Origin of the sequence: Mucilaginibacter rubeus, assembly GCF_014643835.1 — a bacterium.
Lineage (GTDB): Bacteria > Bacteroidota > Bacteroidia > Sphingobacteriales > Sphingobacteriaceae > Mucilaginibacter > Mucilaginibacter rubeus.
In genome coordinates this window covers 30686-54842 of sequence record NZ_BMKD01000004.1, presented here as the reverse complement: position 1 = coordinate 54842, position 24157 = coordinate 30686, and the positions used below count along the sequence as shown (strand labels likewise).

Below are 24157 nucleotides of genomic sequence, written 5' to 3'. Positions count from 1 at the left end.
GAAAAATTTTCACACTAATTTTTACGGATTAATCGAATTACACGAATTGAATCAATTTAAGATTCGTGTAATTCGATTAATTGTGGAGCGCTGCAAAGCATTTGTGTAGAAGTTTTTCAGTATGAGATTAGTAAAACAAATCGAATTATTTTAAACGCGATTTCCCTGCCTGTCGATTACATCCATTTAAAACAAAACCCGGCCATAAAACATTTATCAATGAAACTGGATATTATGAATAACTATCAGCAAAAATGGATAAGTACATTGAAAAACGCTCATTTAAATGGTTGGGAGATCAAGCCGCAGGGTGATGATATTTTTGTGGAAATGCCGCATGTTACGGATCTTAAACTGATAAGGGATAACCTGCCCGAAACACTTGCGCTGATGGCTTTAGATATTAATTTACCGAAGGAAAGGCTGAAGTTTATTTTTCACAACGGGTACGAGCAGTTTGAATACCTGCTTAATCCTGCTGCTGCGGATTTGGAACAGGAGGGGTAAAATCAACGGTTGTTGTTTCGTTAGGTAATTCCTCTTTGGTATTGTCCGAATCAATTTTGGCCATTGTTGATACCACTACTACCGAAATTCCCATACAGGCAATCAGGATAAAAGAGGCCCTGAGGGTAGCAATTCCTGCTATAAAACCGATAACCGGCGGACCGACTAAAAAACCCATAAAACCAATAGTTGATACTGCCGCCAGTGCAACGCCCGGCGACATGGTTTTTGATTTACCGGCAGCGCTGTATACCATTGGCACTACAGATGATACACCTGCACCGACCAGTAAAAAACCGGCCATGGCTGTATAAACATAAGGGAAAGCTACCGCTATTAACAGGCCTGTCGCGGTCAGTGATCCGCTAACCTGCAAAGTGCGTTTTAAGCCAAATTTGTGAGCAAACCAATCGGCCACAAAACGGCCGCCTGCCATGGTGAACATGAATGTAGTAAAGCCTATGCCAACCAACGCCTCGGGGGCCAGTACCACTTTTTTGAAGTAGATCACGCTCCAGTCGAACATGGCGCCTTCGCAAATCATCGAACAAAAGGCTATGATACCTAATTTGATGAGCGATTTATCAGGCATTACAAACACAGGCCCGGAGTCGGTTACTTTATCATCTTTCAGGTAACGGGCAGCTACGGCCACGCCAATCGCTATCACGATCAGCATTAACGAAAAATGATGAAAAGGGATAATGCCGTTGGCTATCATGAACGTGCCTATACCTGCTCCGGTAAAACCGGCCAGGCTCCACAGTCCGTGAAAAAATGCCATAATTGGTCTTTGGTAAAGCTGCTCGGTAGCTACTGCCTGCGTGTTTACCGCAATGTTTACAGAATTGCTTGCAAAGCCGAAGCATAGCAGGCAGATGATAAGCTGAAACGTATTTTGTGCGAGGCCTAAACTTACCAATGCGGCAGCGTAAACCAATAGCGCGGCGATAACGAGTTTTTTACTGCCTATTTTGGTGATGATCCAGCCCGAAAAAGGCAGGGAACACATGAGGCCAACCGGCAGGGCGAATAACACGGCACCCAAACCGGCATCTGATAAACCTAAATTTTGCTGAACAGTAGCAATACGCGATGCCCAGCTGGAGAAACTTAACCCCGCCATAAAAAACATAGCACCCACGGCAATGCGGAGCGTTAGTTTGTTAATGGTATCTGTTTTTTGTGCGATATTGTTCATGTTTTAGCATTGCCATAGTGTCTAAATGACACTATGGTTAATTGCCACAAATATAAGGCAATTAATTGTACTTTTAATAAGCTAAATCGTTTTTTACTTTTACGTGAATTAAACGCTATATAAATGGAAAAGCGCTCGCTTAGCCTGTAATTGACTGAAAGCGAACGCTTCTATAATCTTGTTTTATATTGTTAAGTTTTTACATTGAAGGAGCCAACAACGACATATGATATACCAGTATTCAGGTTTTTAAACTCAGCCCTGAAAGTACCTACTGCATTTCCTTTGCTTGTGCTTGAATGATTTAACGTTGTAAACTTAACTTTGCCACCCAAAAAAGTAGCATCTATATTTGTACCCAAATTAACATTCAAATCTATTAGATCATAGGTGCCTGCGACCACTGTATTGGCTCCTAACTGAAATATATCCGAACCATTACCATTGATGTACGAAACCATAGTAGTTCCGGTAGTAGATATCGGACTTTGATCGATAGATGTAAGCATAGGGCCGCTCTTTACAACCTTGGCACCTCCATCAACCTGGTAGGAGATGGTTCCTTGGGAAGTAGCCGGGTAATCAGATCCATCGTCGGCAGTGCTGGTTCCTGTTCCAGTCCCTGTGCCCGTCCCGGTACCTGTCCCCGTTCCGGTGCCTGTACCCGTCCCAGTTCCTGTACCTGTACCCGTCCCGGTGCCTGTACCAGTTCCCGTTCCCGTACCAGTTCCTGTACCCGTCCCGGTTCCAGTCCCTGTCCCTGTTCCTGTATTTGTAGTAGGGACAACGGCAATTGTTTTTGTTTCTTTATCCGGCCCGAGCGGTGGGTCAAGTTTGCAGCTACTTACCGAAGCTGCTATTAAAAGAAGGGTAATTACTTTACAGTAAATTTTTTTCATATATACAAAGAGTGATAGTTTATGGTTTTAACGGTTTAAATATAAGTATTTTAGCTCTTTGTACGTAGGAGAAAAACTATTTGATACAAATAATGTTAAGAAAAGTTTACAATTTTTTTAATTATTTACAGTCGCCATCGGGGCTGCATGATTCACCTTCGATCGTATCAAATGCTGGTTTGGGGTTTTCTTCCTGCCAGCCGGTAAAGGCTTTTGCAAGGGTATCTTTAAATACGGCCACCTCCTGTGCCCCTGATACGGCATATTTGCGGTTCATTACAAAAAACGGAACACCGCGTACACCTAAATATTGAGCCTCGGCAATATCATGTTTTACATCGTCGGCGTAGGTGTCGCTTTCAAGCGTTTGTTTAATTTCTTCAGCGTTCAGGCCAATCGCCGTACCCATTTCAATAAGGGTTTCGGTATCATCAATATTACGGCCTTCAGTAAAATATGCCCTGAACAAAGCTTCTTCGGCAGCGTCTCCCAATCCATGTTTTTTGGCCAGATGAGCTAACCTGTGCGCGTTAAAACTATTAGCTACAACCGATTTGCTGAAATTATAGGTAAGGCCGGCTTGCGCCGCCATTTGGGTAACATGCTCGTTCATCTGTTCGGCATGATCAAGCGTCCATCCTTTTATATCGGCCAGATACTGGTTAATGCTGATATTGGGATTGGTTTTAAGATCGGGATTTAGCTGAAAGCTTTTCCATTCTATCTCAATTTGTTCTTTGCCTTCAAAGCCGGCCAGTGCTTCCTCGAACCTGCGTTTGCCTATATAACAAAACGGGCACATCACATCCGACCATATTTCTACTTTCATCATTTCCATTTTAAATGTTTAAACAAATTTAAGGCCTGTAATTCTTAACCCCGTAAGGGCAAAGTAAAATTTAACAGGCTTTGTTAGATGCCAGAGTGATTTTTGAACTACTTTTATGGCTTTAAAAACACGTTCCCCTCATGAAGAATTTATGCCTGAGATGCTTTTTGCTCTTAATGATCTTTACATGCCTTAAAACATCGGCACAACAAAAAGTAGCTGATAAAAATTTATTCAGTGCAGGTTACGCGGCAGGTTTTATCGGCGGCTTGTATGATTCCTATTATCCATATAAACAATTAAAGCAACATGGCGATTTTGGTTTGGGCGCCCCGGGCAAGCTTGATGGTGAGCTCATGGTGTTTAACGGCAAACTTTATCAAACCCAGTCAACGGGTAAAACAACCCAACTTGCCGATACCGGCAAAACCCCTTATGCTGTGGTTTGCTTTTTTCATGCCGAAAAAAGATATAAGTGTAATAAGCCTTTATCTAAATCGGCACTGTTTAGCTACCTCGACAGTATCTTAACCAACCAGAACGGGATCTACGCTATCCACATCAAAGGAAATTTTAGTACGGTTAAAACAAGGGCTTTCCCGCCGGTTGATAAACCTTATTTACCCTTGGCGGCGATGCTTGACAGGCAGCATTTTTTTGATTTTAAGAACATCAAAGGCGATTTCATAGGTTTTAAGATCCCCGCACTGATGGAAGGAGCGCATATCAGCGGTTACCATTTTCATTTTTTATCTGATGATAAAACCGGTGGTGGCCATATCATTGATTTGCTTGCAGATGATATCACCATTGAAGTTGAAACGTTGACAAGTTATACCATTGACCTGCCGCAAACGCCGGAATTTAACAGCTTTGACTTTAAGAAAGACCGTAAGGAAGAGATCAAAAGCGTGGAGAATGGAAAAAAGCAATAATGACTGATCGTTTTTATTTGGACGATAATTTTTTGTAATATGTAAATTTTTATAAATTAGGAAATTATAAACCAATTATAAACTTATTGAGGTAACAGCCCAATGCTGAGGATTTATTGAATAAGCATGAGATGGAACAGTGCTAAAATATTCTGGATAGGTATCATTTTACTGGTGGTACCCGGCCTTATTCATGCTTACCTGCTCATGCCATTTCCGGGCAGCCAGGATCTGAATGCCATAACCCTGTGTTACTATCTCGAAAAGGTGATCATGCCGCTGCGTTTGATTGGCTTGCTATTCATTGTTTGGTACTTATTTAAATTCTACGCTAAAAATACCTTTAAACAAAAGGCTGTTAAAGCCGCTGTTTTTGTACTTTGTATAGGCAGCTTTTACATAACCGATTATATGTATAAGGCCGAAACCATGTTTAAAGAAACCACAAAAGCTGTTTTTGCCAATGGATTAAAAAACAGGGTGCCGTTAAGCTACCTGGTAGTAGGTGTTGTAAACAACGGTGTCGCCAAAGCTTATCCGCTCATCTACCTGGGCTATCATCATAAACTGCAGGACGATGTAGGCAATAAACCTGTTTTGGTTACCTATTGCACCATGTGCCGTACAGGCAGGGTTTACAGTCCGGTTATAAACGGTGTAAGGCAAAACTTCAGGCTGGTGGGGGCAAGGCACTATAATGCCATAATTGAAGATGAAAACACTAAAACCTGGTGGTACCAGGCTACCGGTAACGCGGCTGTTGGGGAGCTGAAAGGAAAACAATTAACCGAGCTGCCTTATGAACAATTAACCCTCGCGGCCTGGTTACAGAAACATCCCGAAACACTCATTTTACAACCCGACAGGCTATACACCGCAGATTATGCCGACCTGAAAAACTACGACCGTGTGCAAGCTATCGATCGTGACAGCACTATAAAAAACAAAGACTCCCTGATGCGTAAAAGCTGGGTAATTGGTGTGATCATAAACGGCAAAGCCAAAGCTTATGACTGGCGCCACATGTACGCCAAACGTCTGCTGAATGATGAGTTGAACAAAAGTTCACTGCTTATTGGCATTGAAAAAGATAGCCTCAGCTATCATGCCTGGAATACATCAGTAAGCGGTAAAACCCTGCACTTTAAACTGGATGATAAAGGTATGCTTACAGACGAGGAAACCGCTTCGGTTTGGGATTGGGACGGCCTATGCTTAACCGGTACGCAAAAAGGGCAGCGCCTTGCTAAAATTCAGGCCTACCAGGAATACTGGCACTCATGGAAACATTTTCATCCCGGTACCGTGTTTTGGAAAGGCGATGAATCGCTGGAGCAAACGGCATCCATTTACCCGCCTTTTTAACAAGCGGCTTTAATTAAATAGCGGTTGCTATTTTGCTGATGTCATCGTCATTAAGCAGAGCGTCTTCAGAAATGTTGGGGTAATACTTATTCAGGATCTTTTGAATAAGCTGGTAGCTTTCGATGGATTGAATGGGAGCGGAAGCCAGTTCAGTGATGGTTGAACCAATGAGCTTAAGTTTTTTTGCCTCATACTGGTTGATCACAAAGTCAGAAGTTTTTTTCTTACGGCTTTGTTGTATGAGATCATCAAGTTTCTTGATCTCTTCAACCAGGTCAATCATTTTTAATACTTCCACCTTTTTCATCAGCGCCAAAATTAGTGATTTATTTGTAACAGGGGGTATAACAGGATATAAGTTGTATTGTTTGTAAGTATGAGACGGGTGGAAGAGGTAATTGTTACGGATAGAAATTGAGCATGTTTTCAGTGTGTGCAAGATAGCGAAACAAAAAAAGCGTCATTGCGAATGATTAAATCCATGGACTCTGAAGGTTAGATGACAAAGAGGGACTTGTCAGTCTGAGTGTTAAATCCGAAGGCCTTTGAAGGTGAAATGACAAAAGAGGGCCTGTCAGTCTGAGCTTGTCGAAGACTCGTGCGCAGAGGCCCTGCCCGCCATACTTCGACGGGCTCAGTATGACACCCCTTTTTTAAGTCGTCATGGGTAGGAACGAAGCAATCCCCGACTTTACAGGGCGGATGTGCATAGCCGCTCTGCTACCTGGGGATTGCTTCGTTATCTTATAATGACGTGATTGTAAGTTGTTGGTTATTAAATATATTTTTTTGATCGATATTATAAATATGGGCGTTGCCTGCGGCCCGTGCTATACGCTCATACTGCACAGGCATTAGCCACAAGGCCGGTATCCGCTCCTATCACTAACGCCCCCCCGCACCGTCTGTAAAATGTGTTTTATACATCATTACCCATTTTTTTTCCGGGTTTCCCCGGTGTTTCCTTGTAATGAAGGGGCGGAGACAGAATTATAAAACGATTATTTCTTATCCTCCGTAGTATCTCTTTCAACCAGGGCCATACCGCATTTAGGGCAGGTGCCGGGTTTATCAAAGGTAAGATCGGGGTGCATGGTGCAGGTGTATTTGCCTTTTTTCTTTACGGTTGAGGTACTGTCGGTTTTGCCGTTGCTTTTAACCGCACTGTTGCAGGCGCCAAGGGTAAGGCCGGCTAAGGCTAAAATGATAAAGCTTTTTTTCATTGATTATTTGTTTTTGATGAATGAGGCCAACCCGAATAACGATACTACCAGCACACCTAAGGCGGCCAGCATACTCACTATATCGCGGATATCCTTACCCGCCCAGGTCATGCCGAAATACTTGTGTAAAAATATAAAAGAAAGCCCTTCGGCTCTGTCAATTCCTGCAACTTTTGCAGCCAGTTTTGATGAGGTAGTTTCAATGTACCAATTGCTGCCGTCGGCATAATTTACCCTTTCAACCGGCAGGCGTTTGTTAATGAAACCGTACTCGTTATCAAACTGCTTTACCTGGTTAACTTTTACCCTGCCATAAAATTTATCAGCATCAAGGTTGGTATGGTAATAGTTACTTAAAAAACGGGCATAATTCTCATCTCCATTAATTTGTTCTTTGCCGGTTAAGGTGTTGAAGTAGGAGATCTGCTTTTTATTATCAGTTACCTGGTAATAGCTGTTGCCATTAAAGCTGACCACGGCTATCCTCTTGATGATACTATCGGCAACAGGAAGCTGAAGGTTGGAGATAGCCAACTGTTTCCTGTTGATCACCTGCCCATAATCAGGCTTTGGTGTTTCGGTATTGTGCAGTTTTACGGCAAGGTGAAAAGCCCCGCTGATCACAAAAGTAAACATCACAAACGAAACAATAAGCCCTATCTGCCGGTGATAACGATGAACGATGCGCTTGTCCTCACCGCCATTTTCTTTTCGCTTTTGAGTTACGAATTTAAACTTCTTCCACATTAAACCATAAACGGCTAAGCCGCTGATAAGGGCTAACAGCATTACCGTCATGATGATGAGTAATATTACATTACGGAAAGTATCGCCGCCGATATCAGCCAAAAACTGCCAGGTATGGAACTGTTCAAACAGCCAAAGGAAAGCTTTGCGGATATTGTTATTAAATGTCCCCATGCGGCTCTGACTGGTTTCAATATAAATATTCATGCCATCGGGACGGTCAAAGCTAATCTTCCAAACAGGCAAAAGGTGATTGATGGGCTGGTATTGCCCATCAAACGTTGTTTGCAGATCGATCTTTTTAATGTTAGATGTCGAATCCTGCGTAAAATAGCGGGCAAGATAAGTGGCATATAGCTTATCCCCATTTTTTAACAATACCCCATCATTGGCTGAGTAGTAATTGTACACGCTATCTTTATCCAGCACCTGGTAATAAGTGTTGTGATTGAAATTAACCAGTCCGAAGTTCCTGATAACGGAAATGTTATTTTTATCCAATACCTGCTGAATGCTGAGCACCGGTTTCATCCGGCTTTGTAATAAAGGCTTGAATACCTCTTCGGCTATTGACGGCCGGAACCAGTTTGACATGAACGGGTGTGAAAGACCGCTCAATGTCCAGAAGATCACCGGGATGAGGGCCGTTAAACCCAGCACCCGGTGCCATTTATAAAAATTGCTTTTTACTGTTGCAGATGCCATTGATCAATATTTTGAAAATGAATAACTGATGCCCAGGGTGTAAGTACGTGGCGGCGCGGCATTATAAGTATCGCCGTACTGGCTGCTGGTTACTGTTGTAGCGTAAAGCTCATTGGTTAAATTAAGCACATTGAACCAGATGCCCGCGCCTTTTAATACGCTGCTTTTTACATCATAACCCAGGCGCAGGTTGTAAATATCATAACCTGAATAGGTTTTGGTATTGGCAGGGTTGGTGTAGTATTGATTGATGTGCTGCCACTCTGTTGCTATCCTGAAGCCGGGCAGGTATTGCGGCTTGTAGCTGAGCTCGGAGTTGGCAACCCAGGCCGGCGCGTTGTTCATGCGTTTGCCATCATAGTTGGTAACCGTGTTGGTACCAGTGGTGTAATTGGTGGTCACTTCACTGTATTCCACATAGGTGTGTTTGGCATTGGTACCGCTAAACCTGAAGGTAAGCTCTTTAACCGGGGCCACAGTAAGCGAGTATTCAACCCCCCGGTGACGTGTTGCGCCTGCGTTTTGGTTCTGGGTAGTGTTATCCGGCAGAAGTTGGTTAATGATTTCGTTATGGCCTTCTAAATCAAACACACTCAGCTCAAAATATAGCTTTTTGTTAAAAGCGGAAAACCAGCCACCGGCTTCGTAATTATCAAAAGTGGCCTGTTTAAGCTGGGTAAGCTGACGTGAACTGTACAAATCACCTGTCTCTGGTGGTTGGAAACCTACGCTATAGTTGGCGTAAATACCTTTGTTATTGCCAAAGTTATAGGTGATGCCCAATTTGGGAGCAACGATATTAAAATTGTTGGTTTCCTGTTGTTTATACTTGGTTTGTCCGGCCGGGATCTCATTATCGAAATTGTAATGAACCCTGTCATAACGTAAACCGCCTACAATTCTTAATGCTTCCGTAGGCTTGACTTCATACTGGACATAAGCCGCTGTGTTAAACAACTTGATCTTGTAATTATCAATGTACCTGCCGGTATTACTGAAACCGGTGTAGTAGTTGTTGGCTACATCTTTGGTGATATCAAGATATTGGGCATAATATGAACTCGGGCTATCATCCATATAAACACCGCCAATCAGCCTCGAATGCAGGAAATCAAAATCAACCCGGTGCTGTGCCAGTAAGCCATAGCTGTTGAATTTTTGATCGTTTACCTGGCCGTTGCTGCTTTTGTAAACGCCATTAACGTCGCGAACATCGGAAATATAATAGCTTGGTAATTGTGCTGTGGAGTTATTGCGAAAGAAGAGCGTTACAAATGTGCTGTTCTTATCACTCCACTGATGATCCAGGCGGGTGCCGACACGAAACGATTTTACCTTGCGATAGGTGAAACGTTGGTTGGAGCCATAGCTGCGGTCATAAAACCGGGCGCTGTCCAAACTACCCGGAGTTTGGGTGTTGAGGTAATTATAGGCAGCTGAAGTGGTAAGCTTTGTTTTGGTACTGAAATCATAGGTAGTTTTAAAATTGGCCGAGTACTTATCAAAATCAGAATAGTCCTGCCAGCTATCTGCCTGATGGGCTATATAACCGCCAACGTATAAACCAAATTTGCCTTGTGTGAAACCACCATCGGCATCCACGCGGCGGTAATGGTAATTATCTCCCTGAACAGAAACATTGCCGGCGTAGCCTGTAGGCGGTCCCTGGGTAATAAAGTTAACCGCGCCACCAATGGAGTTACTGCCGTAAAGCGATGATGCTGGTCCTTTAATCACTTCGATATCCTTAACGCCCGACATGTTGATCTCATACAGCGAGTTATGGTTGAAGATGCCTGTTGGGCGGATAGGTACGCCATCTTCCATATACAGGTAAAGTGCATTGTAAGTTATAGGCTGACGAATAGCCATGGTATGCTGTTCGTTACCCAGGTTCACCATGTAAACACCTGCAACCTTGTTCAGCAATTGATAAAGGGCAGTGGCTTTGGTATCCTTAATTTGGGTAGAATTGATTTTACTGATGGCGATGGGGGCGTCCTGCCTGGCCTGGCCCTCGCGGCTGGCGGTTACCACTACAGGTTGCAGGTCCACAGTTGAAGGCTCTAAGGCAACGTCAAGTTTTTGGCCTTTTATGGCAGATACTTCAATAATGTGCGCGCTGTAACCAACCATGGCAAATTTAAGCCGGTTAACGTCTTGTGCATTGATGCTAAAGTGCCCTTTGGCGTTAGTCATGCCCAGTTTTTCGCCGGTTTTAGCATCGGCATTACAAATTGATGCACCCGCGATGGCTTCGTGAGTATTGGCATCTGTTATGGTGCCCTGTATGTTTTGGCCGTGAGCCAGGGTTTTAACGAGTATAAAAGTTATAAGTAGGATTAAATATCGTTTCATTATGTAGTATTACGGGAGTTGCCTCCCGGTGTAAAAATGGGTAGGGTAGGGTGTGGAGCGATTGATGGGAATGGATTGTAGCTTCTGCCTGCCATTACTTTTTGCCGATGATTGGTCAAAAAACGTATGTCACGCCGAGGAACGAAGTACTTAAAAACGGGTGTCATGCTGAGCTCGTCGAAGCATGGTGGGGGGGCCTCTGCGCGCGTCCTTCGACAGGCTCAGGATGACAATCCCTCCGCACCCAATGTCATTTAACCTTCTTTTGATGGTTTTTTAGCACGTAATTACAAGGTTGTAGTTATACAACTGATATAGCTATCCTACACCATCAATCAAAAACCAATAAAAATGAAATGATTATCCTAACTGCGGAGGCTGGAATATCGTAGCCGGGCGATCGGCCGGTACGGTGGGGGTGTAAGGGGTTGAAATAACCTGCAACAGGCTGGAGTGGAATTTAACATCAGTTGAGCTGATGACATAAACCTCCTGAAAGAGGCTCTTTTGCGACTGCCTTTCGTCGCTGGCCTGCTTGTCCTCTGCCTGTTTGATCTTTTTCGCGAAGTAGCATTTGCCATCGCAATGGAGCCAGGGTTTGTTCCTGTTTTCGCAAAGCTTGGTGGCAATGTAATTCCTGTTCAGTTCAAAACCCGCGAAAATAAAAAAACGCGAGAAGTTGACCGTGATCAGTGAAAAGATGAGTAAATAGGCTGTAATACGTTGCAGCATGGCGCAAAGGTACGCCCTGTGGGTTTAATAAGCAACTTTAGTTAAAAGTCGGTAGTCTTAAGTCGCAAGTTCTAAGTCGGAAGTCTCGGTTTTTTTTAAGTCTTGAGTTAAAGTTCAAAATCTAAAAGCATCAGACTAAAGACTTAGAACTTTCGACTCAAGACTTGTCCCTTTTCAGCGTAGCATGCAGGTGCTGGCCTTTGTAAACCAGGTCCATACCAATGGAATCCTGATAAACTTTACCCGTATGGGGCGAACTGCCTCCCGGCACCGGAATACTGAAAGAGAAATTATCGCCGTTGATCATGCCGTCGGTAATAGCCACATCCCCTTGTGGCGCGTGGGCAGTGCCGGTAAGCTTGCCACTGTCTACCTTAAAAGTGTAGCTTAAGGGAAAATGATCATCGCCCGGAAGCGCTAACGAACCTATCCATCTGCCGTTAATATCGGCCATCGAAATAAAACTGAAAGCGGTAATAATAACAAACGCACTGATCACCAGGAACTCTTTTTTCATTGTTGATATAGTTTAAGCAGATGCCTATAAGCAGTAATTTTAAACTATATACAATTTTGTTGCCTTTAAGTTTAAAAAAAAGAAAAACCTTACCGGACGGGTAAGGTTTTTTCTTTTTTATTTTAGAAAATGTCATCCTGAGCGTTTAAATCCGGAGGCCTGTGAAGGGGAAATGACAAAAGAGGGTCTGTCAGTCTGAGCCCGTCGAAGACTCGCGCGCAGAGGCCCTGCCCACCATGCTTCGACGGGCTCAGCATGACACCCGTTTTAAGTTGTCATGAGTAACTTGTTTCAGCACCCCACGAAACAGGCAGACCATGCAAGGTCGCTTAGCAAGTGGGGTGCTGAAACAAGTTCAGCATGACGATAATATTTGAAAATTATTTCTTATCAACTGGTCTTTTCAATACCGAGTTGCTTTTTGAGCCATTGATATCCAGTTCAACGCTAATCGAATCGCCCATGAATTTACCTGTATGCGGAATTGTGATACCGCTGGTGGCTACTGTAAATGAAAAGTCGGTACCATTGGTTTTGCCTTCTTTAATGTCAACGTCGCCTTCCGGAGTTAAGGCTGTGCCGGTCAGTTTATCGCCATCAACCTTAAAATTATAAAGCAGTGGGTATTCCTGGCCGTCGCTTGTAACTAATTTGCCGGCCCATTTGCCGTTAAGATCAGCTATAGCTGCAAGACATATCATAAAGCAGCTTACCAATAGTGTAGTAGTAAAAATCTTTTTTTTCATAAATTTGAATTTTGGTTTATAAATATAAGCACCTTGATTTATAGGATGAAATGATTATATGATATTTTATGGTGTGGAATTTGAATATCATGTAATTCTTAAATCAGGAAATTAAGGTTGTTGAGCTCTTTTTAAAGTGCTATGTACTTTTGAGCCATTGGCTTCAATATCAACACCTACCGAATCGCCATAGAATTTACCTGTATGGGCAATGTGAATATCTTCGATGCTTACGGTAAATTTAAAACTGTCGCCGGTTATTTTGCCATCTTCAATCGGCATATCGCCTTTAGGCGTTTTGGCTGTGCCAGTTAGTTTGTTCCCATCAATCTGAAAATTATAAAGCAATGGGTAAACTTCTCCGGTTTCTGTTTCAAGCTTACCTTCCCATTTTCCGGAAATTCCCGCAAGGGCTGCAAAGCAGGCTACAAAACAAACTGTTACAAGGGCTAAGGTTAAAAAAGTCTTTTTCATAGCTGTTGTTTTTCTATCAGTAAATGTATAATCGATATTGAACCAGAACGTAAACTGTACATTAAATTTACCGTCGGCAGTATTATCGGTTTATGAACAAAGATTGTACTATAACGGCTTGGTAATTAATGCCGGGTTCAATTTTTTACTTTCACTTGTATTTAGGGGCATTTTTTGACTATCTCTAAATAAATGTTAATGATACATTTCCAATTATTCAAAATCATTGTACCTTTAAATCTGCATACTAACCGGGCGAAATCCTGTTTCGCTTTTCACTTTTAAACAACCTATAATAATGAAGAAAATTTTTACCGCATTGCTATTGTTGGGTGGTACATATCTGGGCGCTTCTGCACAGGATGTTCAGCTTAACAAAGGCTGGAAATTTGCCGTGGGTGATTCTGCCCAATGGTCGTCCCCAACTTTTAACGATCAAAACTGGCAAAACATTAATGTTGCCCATTCCTGGGAGCCTCAGGGGCATCCCAACTACGATGGCTTCGGCTGGTACCGTGTCCACGTAGTGATCCCATCATCGCTTAAGGAAAAAGCCTATTTAAAGGATAGTCTCCGCTTAAGCCTGGCCAGCGTTGATGATAATGACGAGGTGTATTTAAACGGAAGGCTTATCGCCAAATATGGCGGCCACAGCGGAACCATTAAAGATGGCCATTACGGGCCGCGCACTTATAGTATCCCGGCTTCAGATCCGGCAATTTTGTGGGATAAAGAAAATGTGCTGGCCATCCGCATTTATGATACCGGCGGAGATGGTGGTATTTACGGCGATAATTTTTCTATTGCCATGGCCGATGTAATGGATCACGTTACAGTTAATACCGATGGCGATTTTACTTTCCAGGAAAATAACAGCCTGGCCAAATCAGTTAAATTGATTACGACCAATAAATACCAGTACCAGGGTACTTTGGCCTTTAAAGTTACCGATCCTGAAACGGGCGCGGTGATCTACGAAAAAACAAACCCTGCAAACTTTACCACCGGCAAGCCTTTTACCTATTCGTTTGTGATAGCCCGCTTAGCAAAAAAATCGTATACCATAGCTTATACTTTTACAGATCAAAAATCGGGTAAAGAGATTGTTAAAACCGAAACCACGCCTTATGTGCTTACACCTTACCCATCGCCCAGGCCAAAAATTAATGGTGCCGATGTTTACGGTGCAAGGCCGGGTAACCCTTTCCTTTATCTGATCCCGGCAACCGGTAAAAAGCCGCTTACCTATAAAGCTGCGGGCTTGCCCGCGGGCTTAACGCTTGATGCTAAAACCGGTATCATTTCGGGTGTAGTAAACCAAAAGGGAGATTATCCTGTAACGCTTACGGTTACCAATAGCTTAGGCAATAAAACCAAAACACTAACGATTAGCATTGGCGATAAAATCGGTCTTACCCCAGCCCTCGGCTGGAACAGCTGGAATGCCTGGGGATTAAGTGTTAATGACGAAAAAGTAAAGATCTCGGCTAAAGAAATGTCGGAGAAATTAAGTGCTTATGGCTGGAACTATATCAATATCGACGATGGCTGGGAGGCGGAAAACCGTGCTGCCGATGGCGCCATTGTAGCTAACAGCAAGTTTCCGGATATGAAAGGGCTGACCGATTATGTACACAGCCTTGGCTTGCATACCGGGATTTATTCATCGCCTGGTCCGCGCACCTGCGGCGGCTTTTTGGGCAGCTGGCAGCATGAAGACCAGGACGCCAAAACTTATGCCGACTGGGGTTTTGACTATTTGAAATATGACTGGTGCTCCTACTCGGAAGTTACCCCACCGCATCCCGACCTGCCTGCACTTAAGAAACCATACGAAGTAATGCGTACCTCTTTAAATAAGGTAAACCGCGATATTATGTTCAGTTTTTGCCAGTACGGCTGGGGCGATGTTTGGAAATGGGGTGCCGAAACCGGCGGTAACAGCTGGCGTACCACCGGCGATATCCAGGATACCTGGAGAAGTATGAGTGATATTGGCTTTAGCCAGGATCCTGCTTCGCCTTACGCTGGTCCGGGACATTTTAATGATCCGGATATGCTGGTTGTAGGCAAAGTAGGCTGGGGGCCAAGCCTGCACAATAGCCGTTTAACCTATGATGAGCAGTATACCCACATCAGTTTATGGAGCCTGCTGTCTGCGCCGCTGTTAATCGGCTGCGATATGGGGCACCTGGACAGGTTTACGCTTAGCTTGTTGACGAATGATGAAGTACTGGCTATTGACCAGGATGCCTTAGGCAAAGGTGCAAGACAGGCTTCTAAAACAGATGAGCAGCAGATTTGGGTAAAAGAGCTTACCAAAGGTGAAAAAGCAATAGGTTTCTTTAACACATCTGATAAATATCAAACTGTTAACCTGGAAGCTAATGACAAGTTGTTAAAAGGCTTTACCAAAGCCCGCGATGTTTGGGAACAGAAATACCTGATAGCGGTTAACCACAAATACACTTTCAAAATCCCACCGCATGGCGTAAAGCTTATTAGGGTTATGTAAGGATTTAGGATAGGGAGATAAAAACACGCGTCGTTGCGAGGTACGAAGCAATCCCCGATGAGCAGGGCCACCTGTATAGTTTGGGATTGCTTCGTACCTCGCAATGACGCTTTTTATTTGATTAGCTGATTTTCATGTCCCCTCATGGTCTCTCGCAGAGGACCCTGAGGTTCACCGCGTTTGGGTATTTAGAACAGCTGGTCTGGCGTATATATCAATCTGCATGGCGTATACATCAAGGTCCTCTGCGAGAGACCTTGATGGGATGTTGATAGCAAAAATGGCCTATATCTATTCGATAAAGGCCATTTTTATATAACGTAGTTGGGAAAATCAATTTGGCACATCGTAATGATATATCGGCGAAAAAACTCCTTCACTTGTAGTGTAGTAGCCTTTACCATCGGGTTGGAAGCCTATGGCTTCACCCTGTTTTTCAACTTTGTAGGTAAGTTCCCGTGGCTTGCGTACCATGGTTTCCCATATGGGTTCGTTATGCTGACGGCGCCAGTAGTAAACTTTGTCGTAACTTTTTAGCAGGATCTGCTGCCCGTCTTTAGAGATATCGCCGGCTGTGATCCATTTAAAAGGTTTAAAACCCGCGAAGAACAATTTGCAGCGTTTGGTTAATACTGTTGTTGTATTGGCCTGGTATTTTAACGGACTGGTGTAAACCGCAACGGTATCACCCCTTTTGCTCACAATGATCAATTGTTTGCCTATGGGGTCAATCATCAATGTTTCCGCATCTTTGGGGCCATCCGGATATTTAAAATCTGCCCGTACAGCTTGTGTGTTTGTAATAGCCTTATCACCTGTAGCCCATGATTTTTTTTCGGCCATGCGGTAAACTGTAATATATGGCCTGTTTTGATTATTATCGCCTATATCGCCAAGATAAACATAACTTTTACCTTTTTCCGGTCCGGGACCAACATCAATATCTTCACAATCCTGTACACCCAGCTTTTGAGTGCTGTCTCCCTTAAAATAAATGGTTGATTTAAGTTTGCCTTCGGCTGTTATAGCAAAAAAACGGCTGGTATCGCCGCTGTCGTTATGTACATAGTAAGTGTCGGGACTAATAGACGATGCCGCAATACCCGACGTTTCATCCATCTCTTTATCATTCAGGGTGCCTGTAATGTCCTGCCTGTCGAGCAGCCTGTGCTTGGCAAAAGCCCCCATAAAAAGCAGGGATACAATGGGTAGTAGTATATTTAATTTTTTTGATCGGCTCATTCTGTTTCTTGCAAACAATAACGCAAATAAAGCGCGTTAGTATGAAGTTGACATTAATTATTTGATTTTGTTACGATTATATGAAAATTAAGTAACAAACAGGGCAAATGGTACACAATATTCGTACCATGAAACATTTATGCCGATTCAAAGGCATGTAATAAAGCATTTTGCCTGTATATTTCGGTAGGGGTACGGTAATCGGCCAGTTCCAGTTCCTGAACGTATTTGCAATTACAGGGGTGCCCGGGTTCAATAAAAACAGGCATATCATAGCCCAGTTGCTGGTAATATGGAGTGATGAACGCTTTTACGGGCAGGTCGTTTGCTGCGGAAACAACATCAGGCGTAAGTTTTTTTAAGGCTTTAAAAGCAGTTTGATTTCGCAAAGTCTGAAGTTGTCATAAAGCGGGATCCAGCGTATTAGATCGTCAATATTAACTGCTATGGCATTATGTTTTACTCCAGTAAGGACGCCAATATTCACTTCGCTATTGTTTAAAAGACTAATGATCATAACCTGCTGACCGATATAACGGCTAAAAATAATGAGCTGGGCTGCCACACTTACATGTTTCATTTTGCTAATTTTATTAGCAAGATACGAAGATTAGTTAGTGAGATGCAAGGGGAAATGTGAAATGTTTTTAGGCGTGGGTCAGCAATGTACTACCAACAAAAAAGGGCCTTATTTCAGGCCCTTTTTCATCGCTACCGCAAGCGTCCTCGCTTGTGGGTATCATGCTAAGCTATGCGAGAGGCTAATCAGGTTGTATACCTAAACGCGGGCCACAAGCGTGGACGCTTGCGGCAGCGGCGGATGCAAGGGCGAATGTGAAATGTTTTGGGCGGGGGAGGCAATGTACTACCAACAAAAAAGGGCCTTGAAAAAAGGCCCTTTTTTGTTTTTATTATTTCTCAACGTCTATAAGTTCCGGCTTTGTGGCTTCAGATTTGGTGAGGTCGATATCTGGTTTTGAAATATCTGTTAACGCTACGCGGCCGCGGTCTTTACGCAGGATGCGGTTAAACAGCGAGATCTCCCTGTCGAACAAAAACTGGAAAAACAGTTTGGTCCATGAGGTATGATAGTATAATGTATCGTAATATTCCGGGGCCGTTTTCCTGATCTCCGGAAGTTTATTCCATGGGATAGAAGGGAAATCATGGTGCTCATTGTGGAAGCCTACGTTAAAAGCAACTGCATTGAAATTGCCGTAGTAGCTGTATGTTTCCTGTTCTTCGGTAACGGTAAGGTAATGTTCCTGGATCCAGCGGGCGCCCAGCGGGTGCAGGCCAACTGAAAACGAAAAGCTTAACAGCAAAAACGCTACTGCATGCCAGCCCATAAAGTAAGCGATTGCGGTTGTAAATGCTGCCTGTAATAACCAGTTTGTCAGGATCCAGCCGTCAAAAGGATGGATTTCCCTTAAACGTGAAAGGCGGAACAATTGAAATACCGGGAAAAACAGCAGCCAGATTGCTTTACCAAAAAATGAATTGCTGATCAGTTTGGCTTCCCAGCGGTTTGGTAAATCGGCATCAAGCTCATGTACACCTTGAAAGGAGTGATGTTTGATGTGGTATTTTTCGAATGAAATAGCGCTTGGCAATATTTGCGGTAAATTGGCAAACATGGATGCCCAACGGTTTGCGTTGCGGTTTTTAAACAATAGCTGGTGAGTACATTCGTGGATCATTACAAACAGCGCGTGATCGGCAAAAGCGCCAAGTAAATAGGCAGCTCCAAAAACTATCCACCATGATTGATCACGTACAAACCAGGCTAAAACAACCTGGAAAGCTACTAAACCAATAATGGCCCATATGGTTTTTGGGTTTTTGCCTATAAGCTTTCGCAGTTGCGGAAACTCCTTCAAGATTTTTTTTGTGCGGATACGATGAGGTTCAGACTCCTGGGAATAAACAAAATCAGTCTTTTTAATCATATAGTGTTAAAACGTTAAATATAACGATAACGTACACAAAAGTTCATTGTTTTGTAAAAATTAATTAGTAATATTAGGAATAAACAAAATCTTCATGATCATTTCATGTAAATTTTATATACAATTTACGTTAGTTTTGCTTAAAAACAAGCACCTTAAAAGTATTTGGAATGGCTTTACGTGTACCGGGCTCAAACTGTGCAACGCTTAAATAAATTTTGTGGGTTTTGGCGTCAATTGTCATCGTGCGGGCCCTTTCGGCAGTTTTTAGGGTTTGGATCACCTCATATTCATCAGCCGATTTTTGTTTGATGATGGTAGTGGTGCCATCGCCGCATGAGCAAAATATAAGTTTGGTTTCAGGGTCATAAACTACAGCATCAACCCCCGCGCCAATTGGCAGGGTAGCAGTCACTTTACCTGTTTTGATATCAACAACACTAACCCCCTTATTTTCGCGGCAAACGGTAAACAATTTCTGGTTAGCGGCATCAAGCGCTAAACCGGTAGGGCCACCACAGGGGGCAAGGGGATAGTTTTTAATCACTTTAAGGCTTTTGCTATCAATAACATTCAGGCTGCTTTTATCTTCAAGGTTATTGTAGATTTTACCTTTACCGTCGGATACTGCAAACTCGGGGCCGCCGCCAAGTGCAACCGTGCCAACCTGTTTAAGCGTTGCCGGGTTAATTACCGATGAATTATCACTTTCGCCGTTGAAGGTAAACACCCGGTCGGAGTAAGGGTCATACATAATGGCATCCGGGCCATTGGCAGCTGTTAGGGCAATTGTAGTAATGGTTTTAAAAGTTTTCAGATCAAAAACTACTACCGCATTTGCCTTGCCATCACTAATGAAACCACGATTAAGTTTATTTACAATGGCTATACCGTGAACGCCTTTCATGTTATCAATAACGCCAACCGGCTTTTCGGTATCCAGGTTGATGACATTTACAGCGGTACCATGCGATACATACAGGTTGCGGTTGATCTTGTCGATAGCCAGGTAATCGTAACCACCGTCACCCGGTAGCGCGATGGTTTTATCGGCCACATAGGTTTGCGCGTTCAGTTTAAAAGGAGCTATACCTGCTATGAGCAAGGCTACGGCCAAAATTTGCTTTTTCATTTTTCGGGAGTGTTTATTGCCATGAAATTAAGTCCCGAATCTGTAAAAATGCTGTGTTAACCGTTATGGCTTTCATTAATTTCATTTAAATGGGTACTAAACCCTTTGCTGTACAATATACGGAGCATAGCCGGCAAAACAATAAGCAGTAATGGCAATGCTGCTAAAAAACCGCCGATAACTGCAATTGCTAATGGCTGATGCAATTGAGCGCCGGCACCTATGCCTAAAGCAAGCGGCAACAGGGCTATAATGGCCCCCAAGGCGGTCATTAGTTTTGGTCTTAAACGGGTACTGATGGCAAAGGTTATAGCGGCGTCAATGTTTTTATTTTCATTTTCGATAGCGCTTTCCTTAAACTGCAGGAAGGTGAAAATGGCATTTTCGCCAATAATGCCCACAATCATGATCAACCCTGTATAGCTGCCCACATTGAGCGGCGTACCGGTAATAAATAAGGCCAGGAAGCTGCCGGCGATGCCTAAAATGCCAATTACCAAAATAAGCAGCGCTATCCTGAACTGCCTGAACAGGAATAATATCACACCAAAAACCAGTAAACAGGCAGTTATCAGGATAATAAGCAATTCTTTAAATGACTGCTGCTGCTGGGCGTAGGCCCCTCCGTACTCCACATGGTAGCCTGTTGGCAGGTTTACGTTATCGTGGATGGTTTTTTGAATGGCCGTTATTACGGTACCGAGGTCGCTGCCTTCCAGCCGGGCACTTACTACGTTCATGCTTTGCAGGTTTTCGCGGTTGATCTCGGCATCGCCGGGCTTTAACTCTACCGAGGCGAGTTCAGTTATAGGGATGAGTTTGCCGTTGGGTAAAAATATATGCAGGTTATGGATGTCATTCACGTTAAGCGAGCGGTTACCCGGGTAAACCATGCGGATGGGTGAAAGTTGTTCTTTTTCCAGCAAACTGCCTATCACATTACCTTCAAGCGCGGTTTGGACCTGCATTTGCAGATCGGCTGCGGTAATTCCATACTGTGCGATTTTGCTGTAATGGGGTTGAATGCTTACCGAAGGACCGGCGATAACAATACCCGGCAGCACATCGGCAGTGCCTTTTACTTTTTCAACCAGCCCGGCTATCTGCCTTGACAGGTTTTGCAATGTTTGTTGATTATCACCAAATACTTTGATCTCGATAGGCTCGGCTGATGTGGTGAGGTCGCCAAGCATGTCGGATATTACCTGGCCAAACTCAACCTGCAGCGCGGGTTGGGTTTCTTCAACCATTTTGCGCAAATCGCTGATCACCTCTTCGGTGCCTTTGGTGCGATCTTTTTTTAGTTGGATGAGGTAATCACCGCTATTAGGCTCTGTAATAAAAAAGCCCATTTGTGTACCTGTGCGGCGCGAATAGGCAGTTACATCCGGATGTTTTATGATCTGTTTTTCTATCTGGCGCAACATCCGGTCGGTTTCTTCCAGTGATGTTCCCGGAGGCGATTTATAGTCGAGCACGATGGCGCCTTCGTCCATATCAGGCAGAAATCCTGTTTCCAGCAAAGGCGGTACTATCACTATCACTGCTGCCAACGCGGCAACAATAATAAGGCTTACATAGGGGCGCAGGATACAGAAACTAACCCACTTTTGTTGTTTAACTGTATGTATTTCTTCTGTCTTGGCTTTTGCTGTATTTAATTTAGGCTTACGCGTTACGAGCAGGTAAATTACAGGCAAACCGATCCAGGTTACAAAGAATGAGCTCAGCAAGGTTATGATCATGGTTTCGGTAAGCACCTTGAAGTAGGCCCCGGCCACACCCGTCATCAAAACAAAAGGAATAAAAATTACGATAGTACTGATAGATGAGCCCACCATGGCCGGGAAAAGGTAATCAATAGCCTTGCGTACCAAATGGCTGCTCAACTCGTCCGGGTGTTCTTCGTGTACCCTGTGGATCTGTTCAACCACTACAATTGCATCGTCAATAATTAATCCTATGGATGCTGCGATAGCACCCAGCGTCATGATATTAAAAGTATAGCCAAGCCAGTATAGTATAAGCAGGGTAAGCCCGAGTGTAACCGGGATGGTAATCAATATGGTGATGCTTGCCTTGAATGATCGTAAAAAGATCACGGCCACAATAATAGCCAGGAGTAAACCTACCCAAAGGCTGTCACTCACGCTCCTAACCGAGTCGTTCACAAAATCGGCCTGAACATAATATGGCCGTATACTTACACCCCGCGGGAGTAGTTTTTTCAGCGCGTCAATCTTATCGGCCATATCGTTACTAACCGAAATGAGGTTGGCATTGGGTTGCTTCACTACGGCTATCAGTACCCCATCATGCCCGTTGGCGTTGATGCGGGTATACTCAATCCCTTCGTTAACCTGGATGCTTGCAAAATCCTTGAGCCGTACTATCCTTTTACGGTTGTTGCTGATCACCAGGTCTTCCAGTTGATCTTTGGCATTGATGGTAGCATCAGTAACAGTGAGGTACATGCGCTTATAATCAGACAGGTAACCCTCTGATTTTACGAAATTAGTAGTAGCAAGCGTATTGCTGATAATATCAGGCGTAAGGCCTAATGAGGTCATTTTTTGCTGATCGAGTGTGAGCCAGTATTCCTTGAGTTTACCGCCGATCACCCTGATCTCCGATACCCCGTCGACCTGCGAAAGGAATGGTTTTACTGTGTATGTAGCTAACTGCCTTAATTCAATAGGGGACAGGTTATGGCTCTCCAAAGTGTAACCGCTTACCGGTAAAATGGAAGGGTTCATTTTGGCTACGCTGATATTTACATCGGCAGGAAGGTCGTTCTTGATCTGGTCGATGCTCGACTGGATACGCTGCTGGCTCAGGTCGATATCGGCATTCCAGTTGAGCAGGGCCGAAATTTCGCAGCTTCCCCTGCTCGTAGTACTGCGTACCAGTTGCAGGTCGGGCACCTGCTTAATGGCATTTTCCAGCGGTTTGGTAACCGTAACCATCATTTTATTTACCGGCTGCAGGCCCTCGTCGGCAATGATCTTGATCTTGGGGAAAGTGATTTCAGGAAAAAGCGAAGTTTGCAGTTTTGAATAAGCAAACAAACCGCCCATAATAATCAGGGCCAGCACCAGGCCTAAAGGCTTGCGATGGGTTATGAAGTAATTTTTGCGCTGGTTTTCCTTCATCACTCTACAATTTTCACTTTAGCCGTATCTGCCAGTCCGTAATTACCTGTAACCACTATTTTATCATTCGCCGAAAATTTGGGGGTTAAAATTTCCACCCTGCCGCCGGCTTCAATGCCTTTGGTTATGGCGGTTTTTACCGCGGTAGTAGGATTGATCAGCTTCATTACCCAAAACTCCGTTTGTGTTTCATTGCTTAGTATGGCCGATTTTGGAAGTGATAGCGTATGCGGGCGTATCGACTTAATGATCCGCGCTTTAGCTACCAAATTTTCAGGGATGGGATTGGCGCTGTTTACCTTAAGCACAATGCCCTGGGTTTGCGATAGTGAATCAACAGCAGGCATTGATGAGCTTACTTGTGCCGTCAATTTTTCGCCGCCGGGCAGTACAAGTTGTACGTCCTGATTGTTTTTTACATAGCTACGCAGTTCATAAGGCAATTGCATCACAAATACAAAGCTTGAGCGGTCGCTGATCACGGCAAGCTGCTCACCATCCTGCACATAATCGCCCTGCTGGTGATTGAGTTGGGTAACGTAGCCATTACCGGCAGCTTTTATTTTATTTACGCCCGAAAACTTAAACGTAGTATCCAGCACATTGATGCTGTTACCAATACTCTGTGCTTCTTTAGTTTTTATGCTGAATAAAAACTCGCCTTTATTTACATAATGCCCCGGCAGGATGTTCACCTTTTGGATGTAACCGTTAGCATTGGCTTTCACAATGTTTTTTTGCTGAAAAACGGAGGTAGCGCTGAGGTCAATATAGTCCATCATGGCGCTATCGGCAACTGTAGTTACGGTTACAGGTGTTTGAGCGGCCGAACCTCCGTCGCCGGCATCATCCGCAGGTTGGGTATTGCCTTTGCAGCTATACAGCAAGATTAAAAGGCCTGCAAATAGGTATATATGTTTAAATTTCAT

22 protein-coding genes are annotated in these 24157 nt (G+C 43.8%); 4 read left to right on the top strand and 18 right to left on the bottom strand.

What is annotated here, in order from left to right; translation table 11 throughout:
- Positions 1–219: 219 nt before the first annotated feature.
- The gene (locus IEX80_RS14090) at positions 220–507 is read left to right on the top strand and encodes a hypothetical protein (RefSeq protein ID WP_188833283.1); all 288 of its coding nucleotides are present in this window, start codon (positions 220–222) and stop codon (positions 505–507) included.
- Here IEX80_RS14090 and IEX80_RS14085 read toward each other — a convergent pair.
- The 3 genes from IEX80_RS14085 to IEX80_RS14075 all read right to left on the bottom strand — a co-directional run bounded on the left by IEX80_RS14085 (position 470) and on the right by IEX80_RS14075 (position 3439).
- Positions 470–1708 (bottom strand): MFS transporter, encoded by a 1239-nt coding sequence (locus IEX80_RS14085; protein WP_188833282.1) that lies wholly within the window; start codon positions 1706–1708, stop codon positions 470–472. The genes IEX80_RS14090 and IEX80_RS14085 overlap by 38 nt on opposite strands.
- A gap of 191 nt (positions 1709–1899) precedes the next feature.
- The gene (locus IEX80_RS14080) at positions 1900–2607 is read right to left on the bottom strand and encodes a hypothetical protein (RefSeq protein ID WP_188833281.1); all 708 of its coding nucleotides are present in this window, start codon (positions 2605–2607) and stop codon (positions 1900–1902) included.
- Positions 2608–2728: 121 nt separating this feature from the next.
- Positions 2729–3439, bottom strand: coding sequence for a DsbA family oxidoreductase (locus tag IEX80_RS14075; protein WP_229701632.1), 711 nt, complete (start codon positions 3437–3439; stop codon positions 2729–2731).
- 173 nt (positions 3440–3612) lie between these two features.
- Between IEX80_RS14075 and budA the strand changes: the two genes are divergently transcribed.
- Positions 3613–4371 (top strand): acetolactate decarboxylase, encoded by a 759-nt coding sequence (gene budA / locus IEX80_RS14070; RefSeq protein ID WP_188833280.1) that lies wholly within the window; start codon positions 3613–3615, stop codon positions 4369–4371.
- 126 nt (positions 4372–4497) lie between these two features.
- Entirely contained in the window at positions 4498–5736 is a 1239-nt protein-coding gene (locus IEX80_RS14065) for a DUF3179 domain-containing (seleno)protein (protein WP_112653595.1), read from the top strand.
- A 13-nt stretch (positions 5737–5749) separates the two neighbouring features.
- Here the strand turns inward: IEX80_RS14065 and IEX80_RS14060 are convergent, their stop codons facing one another.
- The 8 genes from IEX80_RS14060 to IEX80_RS14025 all read right to left on the bottom strand — a co-directional run bounded on the left by IEX80_RS14060 (position 5750) and on the right by IEX80_RS14025 (position 13238).
- Positions 5750–6043 carry a hypothetical protein gene (locus tag IEX80_RS14060; RefSeq protein ID WP_091166807.1) on the bottom strand — a complete coding sequence of 98 codons (294 nt, stop codon included), beginning with the start codon at positions 6041–6043 and terminating at the stop codon, positions 5750–5752.
- Between the two features lie 694 nt (positions 6044–6737).
- On the bottom strand, positions 6738–6959 hold the full coding sequence (locus IEX80_RS14055) for a heavy metal-binding domain-containing protein (RefSeq protein ID WP_188833279.1): 222 nt from the start codon (positions 6957–6959) through the stop codon (positions 6738–6740).
- A 3-nt stretch (positions 6960–6962) separates the two neighbouring features.
- Positions 6963–8411 (bottom strand): PepSY-associated transmembrane domain-containing protein, encoded by a 1449-nt coding sequence (locus IEX80_RS14050; RefSeq protein WP_188833278.1) that lies wholly within the window; start codon positions 8409–8411, stop codon positions 6963–6965.
- A 3-nt stretch (positions 8412–8414) separates the two neighbouring features.
- Positions 8415–10769, bottom strand: coding sequence for a TonB-dependent receptor (locus IEX80_RS14045; protein ID WP_188833277.1), 2355 nt, complete (start codon positions 10767–10769; stop codon positions 8415–8417).
- A 360-nt stretch (positions 10770–11129) separates the two neighbouring features.
- Positions 11130–11501, bottom strand: coding sequence for a hypothetical protein (locus IEX80_RS14040; RefSeq protein WP_091217873.1), 372 nt, complete (start codon positions 11499–11501; stop codon positions 11130–11132).
- A 157-nt stretch (positions 11502–11658) separates the two neighbouring features.
- On the bottom strand, positions 11659–12018 hold the full coding sequence (locus IEX80_RS14035; RefSeq protein ID WP_188833276.1) for a hypothetical protein: 360 nt from the start codon (positions 12016–12018) through the stop codon (positions 11659–11661).
- A 380-nt stretch (positions 12019–12398) separates the two neighbouring features.
- Positions 12399–12764, bottom strand: coding sequence for a glycoside hydrolase (locus IEX80_RS14030; RefSeq protein ID WP_188833275.1), 366 nt, complete (start codon positions 12762–12764; stop codon positions 12399–12401).
- A gap of 111 nt (positions 12765–12875) precedes the next feature.
- The gene (locus IEX80_RS14025) at positions 12876–13238 is read right to left on the bottom strand and encodes a hypothetical protein (protein ID WP_090528316.1); all 363 of its coding nucleotides are present in this window, start codon (positions 13236–13238) and stop codon (positions 12876–12878) included.
- Positions 13239–13536: 298 nt separating this feature from the next.
- Between IEX80_RS14025 and IEX80_RS14020 the strand changes: the two genes are divergently transcribed.
- Complete coding sequence (locus IEX80_RS14020; RefSeq protein ID WP_188833274.1) at positions 13537–15753, top strand: putative Ig domain-containing protein; 2217 nt, start codon at positions 13537–13539, stop codon at positions 15751–15753.
- 333 nt (positions 15754–16086) lie between these two features.
- Here IEX80_RS14020 and IEX80_RS14015 read toward each other — a convergent pair whose 3' ends face one another.
- The 7 genes from IEX80_RS14015 to IEX80_RS13985 form a co-directional block, all read right to left on the bottom strand.
- Complete coding sequence (locus IEX80_RS14015) at positions 16087–16995, bottom strand: hypothetical protein (RefSeq protein WP_188833273.1); 909 nt, start codon at positions 16993–16995, stop codon at positions 16087–16089.
- A 137-nt stretch (positions 16996–17132) separates the two neighbouring features.
- Positions 17133–17384, bottom strand: a complete 252-nt coding sequence (locus IEX80_RS14010; protein ID WP_188833272.1) for a hypothetical protein — start codon at positions 17382–17384, stop codon at positions 17133–17135.
- Entirely contained in the window at positions 17354–17575 is a 222-nt protein-coding gene (locus tag IEX80_RS14005; protein WP_188833271.1) for a hypothetical protein, read from the bottom strand. The genes IEX80_RS14010 and IEX80_RS14005 overlap by 31 nt, the downstream gene beginning before the upstream one ends.
- A gap of 331 nt (positions 17576–17906) precedes the next feature.
- Positions 17907–18944, bottom strand: coding sequence for a fatty acid desaturase (locus tag IEX80_RS14000; protein WP_176628907.1), 1038 nt, complete (start codon positions 18942–18944; stop codon positions 17907–17909).
- 130 nt (positions 18945–19074) lie between these two features.
- On the bottom strand, positions 19075–20076 hold the full coding sequence (locus IEX80_RS13995) for a YncE family protein (RefSeq protein ID WP_188833270.1): 1002 nt from the start codon (positions 20074–20076) through the stop codon (positions 19075–19077).
- Positions 20077–20132: 56 nt separating this feature from the next.
- Complete coding sequence (locus IEX80_RS13990; protein WP_188833269.1) at positions 20133–23228, bottom strand: efflux RND transporter permease subunit; 3096 nt, start codon at positions 23226–23228, stop codon at positions 20133–20135.
- Positions 23228–24157 carry an efflux RND transporter periplasmic adaptor subunit gene (locus IEX80_RS13985; RefSeq protein WP_090528294.1) on the bottom strand — a complete coding sequence of 310 codons (930 nt, stop codon included), beginning with the start codon at positions 24155–24157 and terminating at the stop codon, positions 23228–23230. The genes IEX80_RS13990 and IEX80_RS13985 overlap by 1 nt, the downstream gene beginning before the upstream one ends.

Excerpts from the sequence above, each read along its gene's own strand:
- IEX80_RS14045 (WP_188833277.1), bottom strand. The coding sequence starts at position 10,769 with ATGAAACGATATTTAATCCTACTTATAACTTTTATACTCGTTAAAACC.
- IEX80_RS14065 (WP_112653595.1), top strand. The coding sequence starts at position 4,498 with ATGAGATGGAACAGTGCTAAAATATTCTGGATAGGTATCATTTTACTG.
- IEX80_RS14020 (WP_188833274.1), top strand. The coding sequence starts at position 13,537 with ATGAAGAAAATTTTTACCGCATTGCTATTGTTGGGTGGTACATATCTG.
- IEX80_RS14040 (WP_091217873.1), bottom strand. The coding sequence starts at position 11,501 with ATGCTGCAACGTATTACAGCCTATTTACTCATCTTTTCACTGATCACG.
- IEX80_RS13985 (WP_090528294.1), bottom strand. The coding sequence starts at position 24,157 with ATGAAATTTAAACATATATACCTATTTGCAGGCCTTTTAATCTTGCTG.
- IEX80_RS14005 (WP_188833271.1), bottom strand. The coding sequence starts at position 17,575 with ATGAAACATGTAAGTGTGGCAGCCCAGCTCATTATTTTTAGCCGTTAT.
- IEX80_RS14015 (WP_188833273.1), bottom strand. The coding sequence starts at position 16,995 with ATGAGCCGATCAAAAAAATTAAATATACTACTACCCATTGTATCCCTG.
- IEX80_RS14075 (WP_229701632.1), bottom strand. The coding sequence starts at position 3,439 with ATGATGAAAGTAGAAATATGGTCGGATGTGATGTGCCCGTTTTGTTAT.
- IEX80_RS14060 (WP_091166807.1), bottom strand. The coding sequence starts at position 6,043 with ATGAAAAAGGTGGAAGTATTAAAAATGATTGACCTGGTTGAAGAGATC.
- IEX80_RS14025 (WP_090528316.1), bottom strand. The coding sequence starts at position 13,238 with ATGAAAAAGACTTTTTTAACCTTAGCCCTTGTAACAGTTTGTTTTGTA.
- IEX80_RS14050 (WP_188833278.1), bottom strand. The coding sequence starts at position 8,411 with ATGGCATCTGCAACAGTAAAAAGCAATTTTTATAAATGGCACCGGGTG.
- IEX80_RS14080 (WP_188833281.1), bottom strand. The coding sequence starts at position 2,607 with ATGAAAAAAATTTACTGTAAAGTAATTACCCTTCTTTTAATAGCAGCT.
- IEX80_RS13990 (WP_188833269.1), bottom strand. The coding sequence starts at position 23,228 with ATGAAGGAAAACCAGCGCAAAAATTACTTCATAACCCATCGCAAGCCT.
- IEX80_RS13995 (WP_188833270.1), bottom strand. The coding sequence starts at position 20,076 with ATGAAAAAGCAAATTTTGGCCGTAGCCTTGCTCATAGCAGGTATAGCT.
- IEX80_RS14000 (WP_176628907.1), bottom strand. The coding sequence starts at position 18,944 with ATGATTAAAAAGACTGATTTTGTTTATTCCCAGGAGTCTGAACCTCAT.
- IEX80_RS14055 (WP_188833279.1), bottom strand. The coding sequence starts at position 6,959 with ATGAAAAAAAGCTTTATCATTTTAGCCTTAGCCGGCCTTACCCTTGGC.
- IEX80_RS14035 (WP_188833276.1), bottom strand. The coding sequence starts at position 12,018 with ATGAAAAAAGAGTTCCTGGTGATCAGTGCGTTTGTTATTATTACCGCT.
- budA (WP_188833280.1), top strand. The coding sequence starts at position 3,613 with ATGATCTTTACATGCCTTAAAACATCGGCACAACAAAAAGTAGCTGAT.
- IEX80_RS14090 (WP_188833283.1), top strand. The coding sequence starts at position 220 with ATGAAACTGGATATTATGAATAACTATCAGCAAAAATGGATAAGTACA.
- IEX80_RS14085 (WP_188833282.1), bottom strand. The coding sequence starts at position 1,708 with ATGAACAATATCGCACAAAAAACAGATACCATTAACAAACTAACGCTC.
- IEX80_RS14030 (WP_188833275.1), bottom strand. The coding sequence starts at position 12,764 with ATGAAAAAAAAGATTTTTACTACTACACTATTGGTAAGCTGCTTTATG.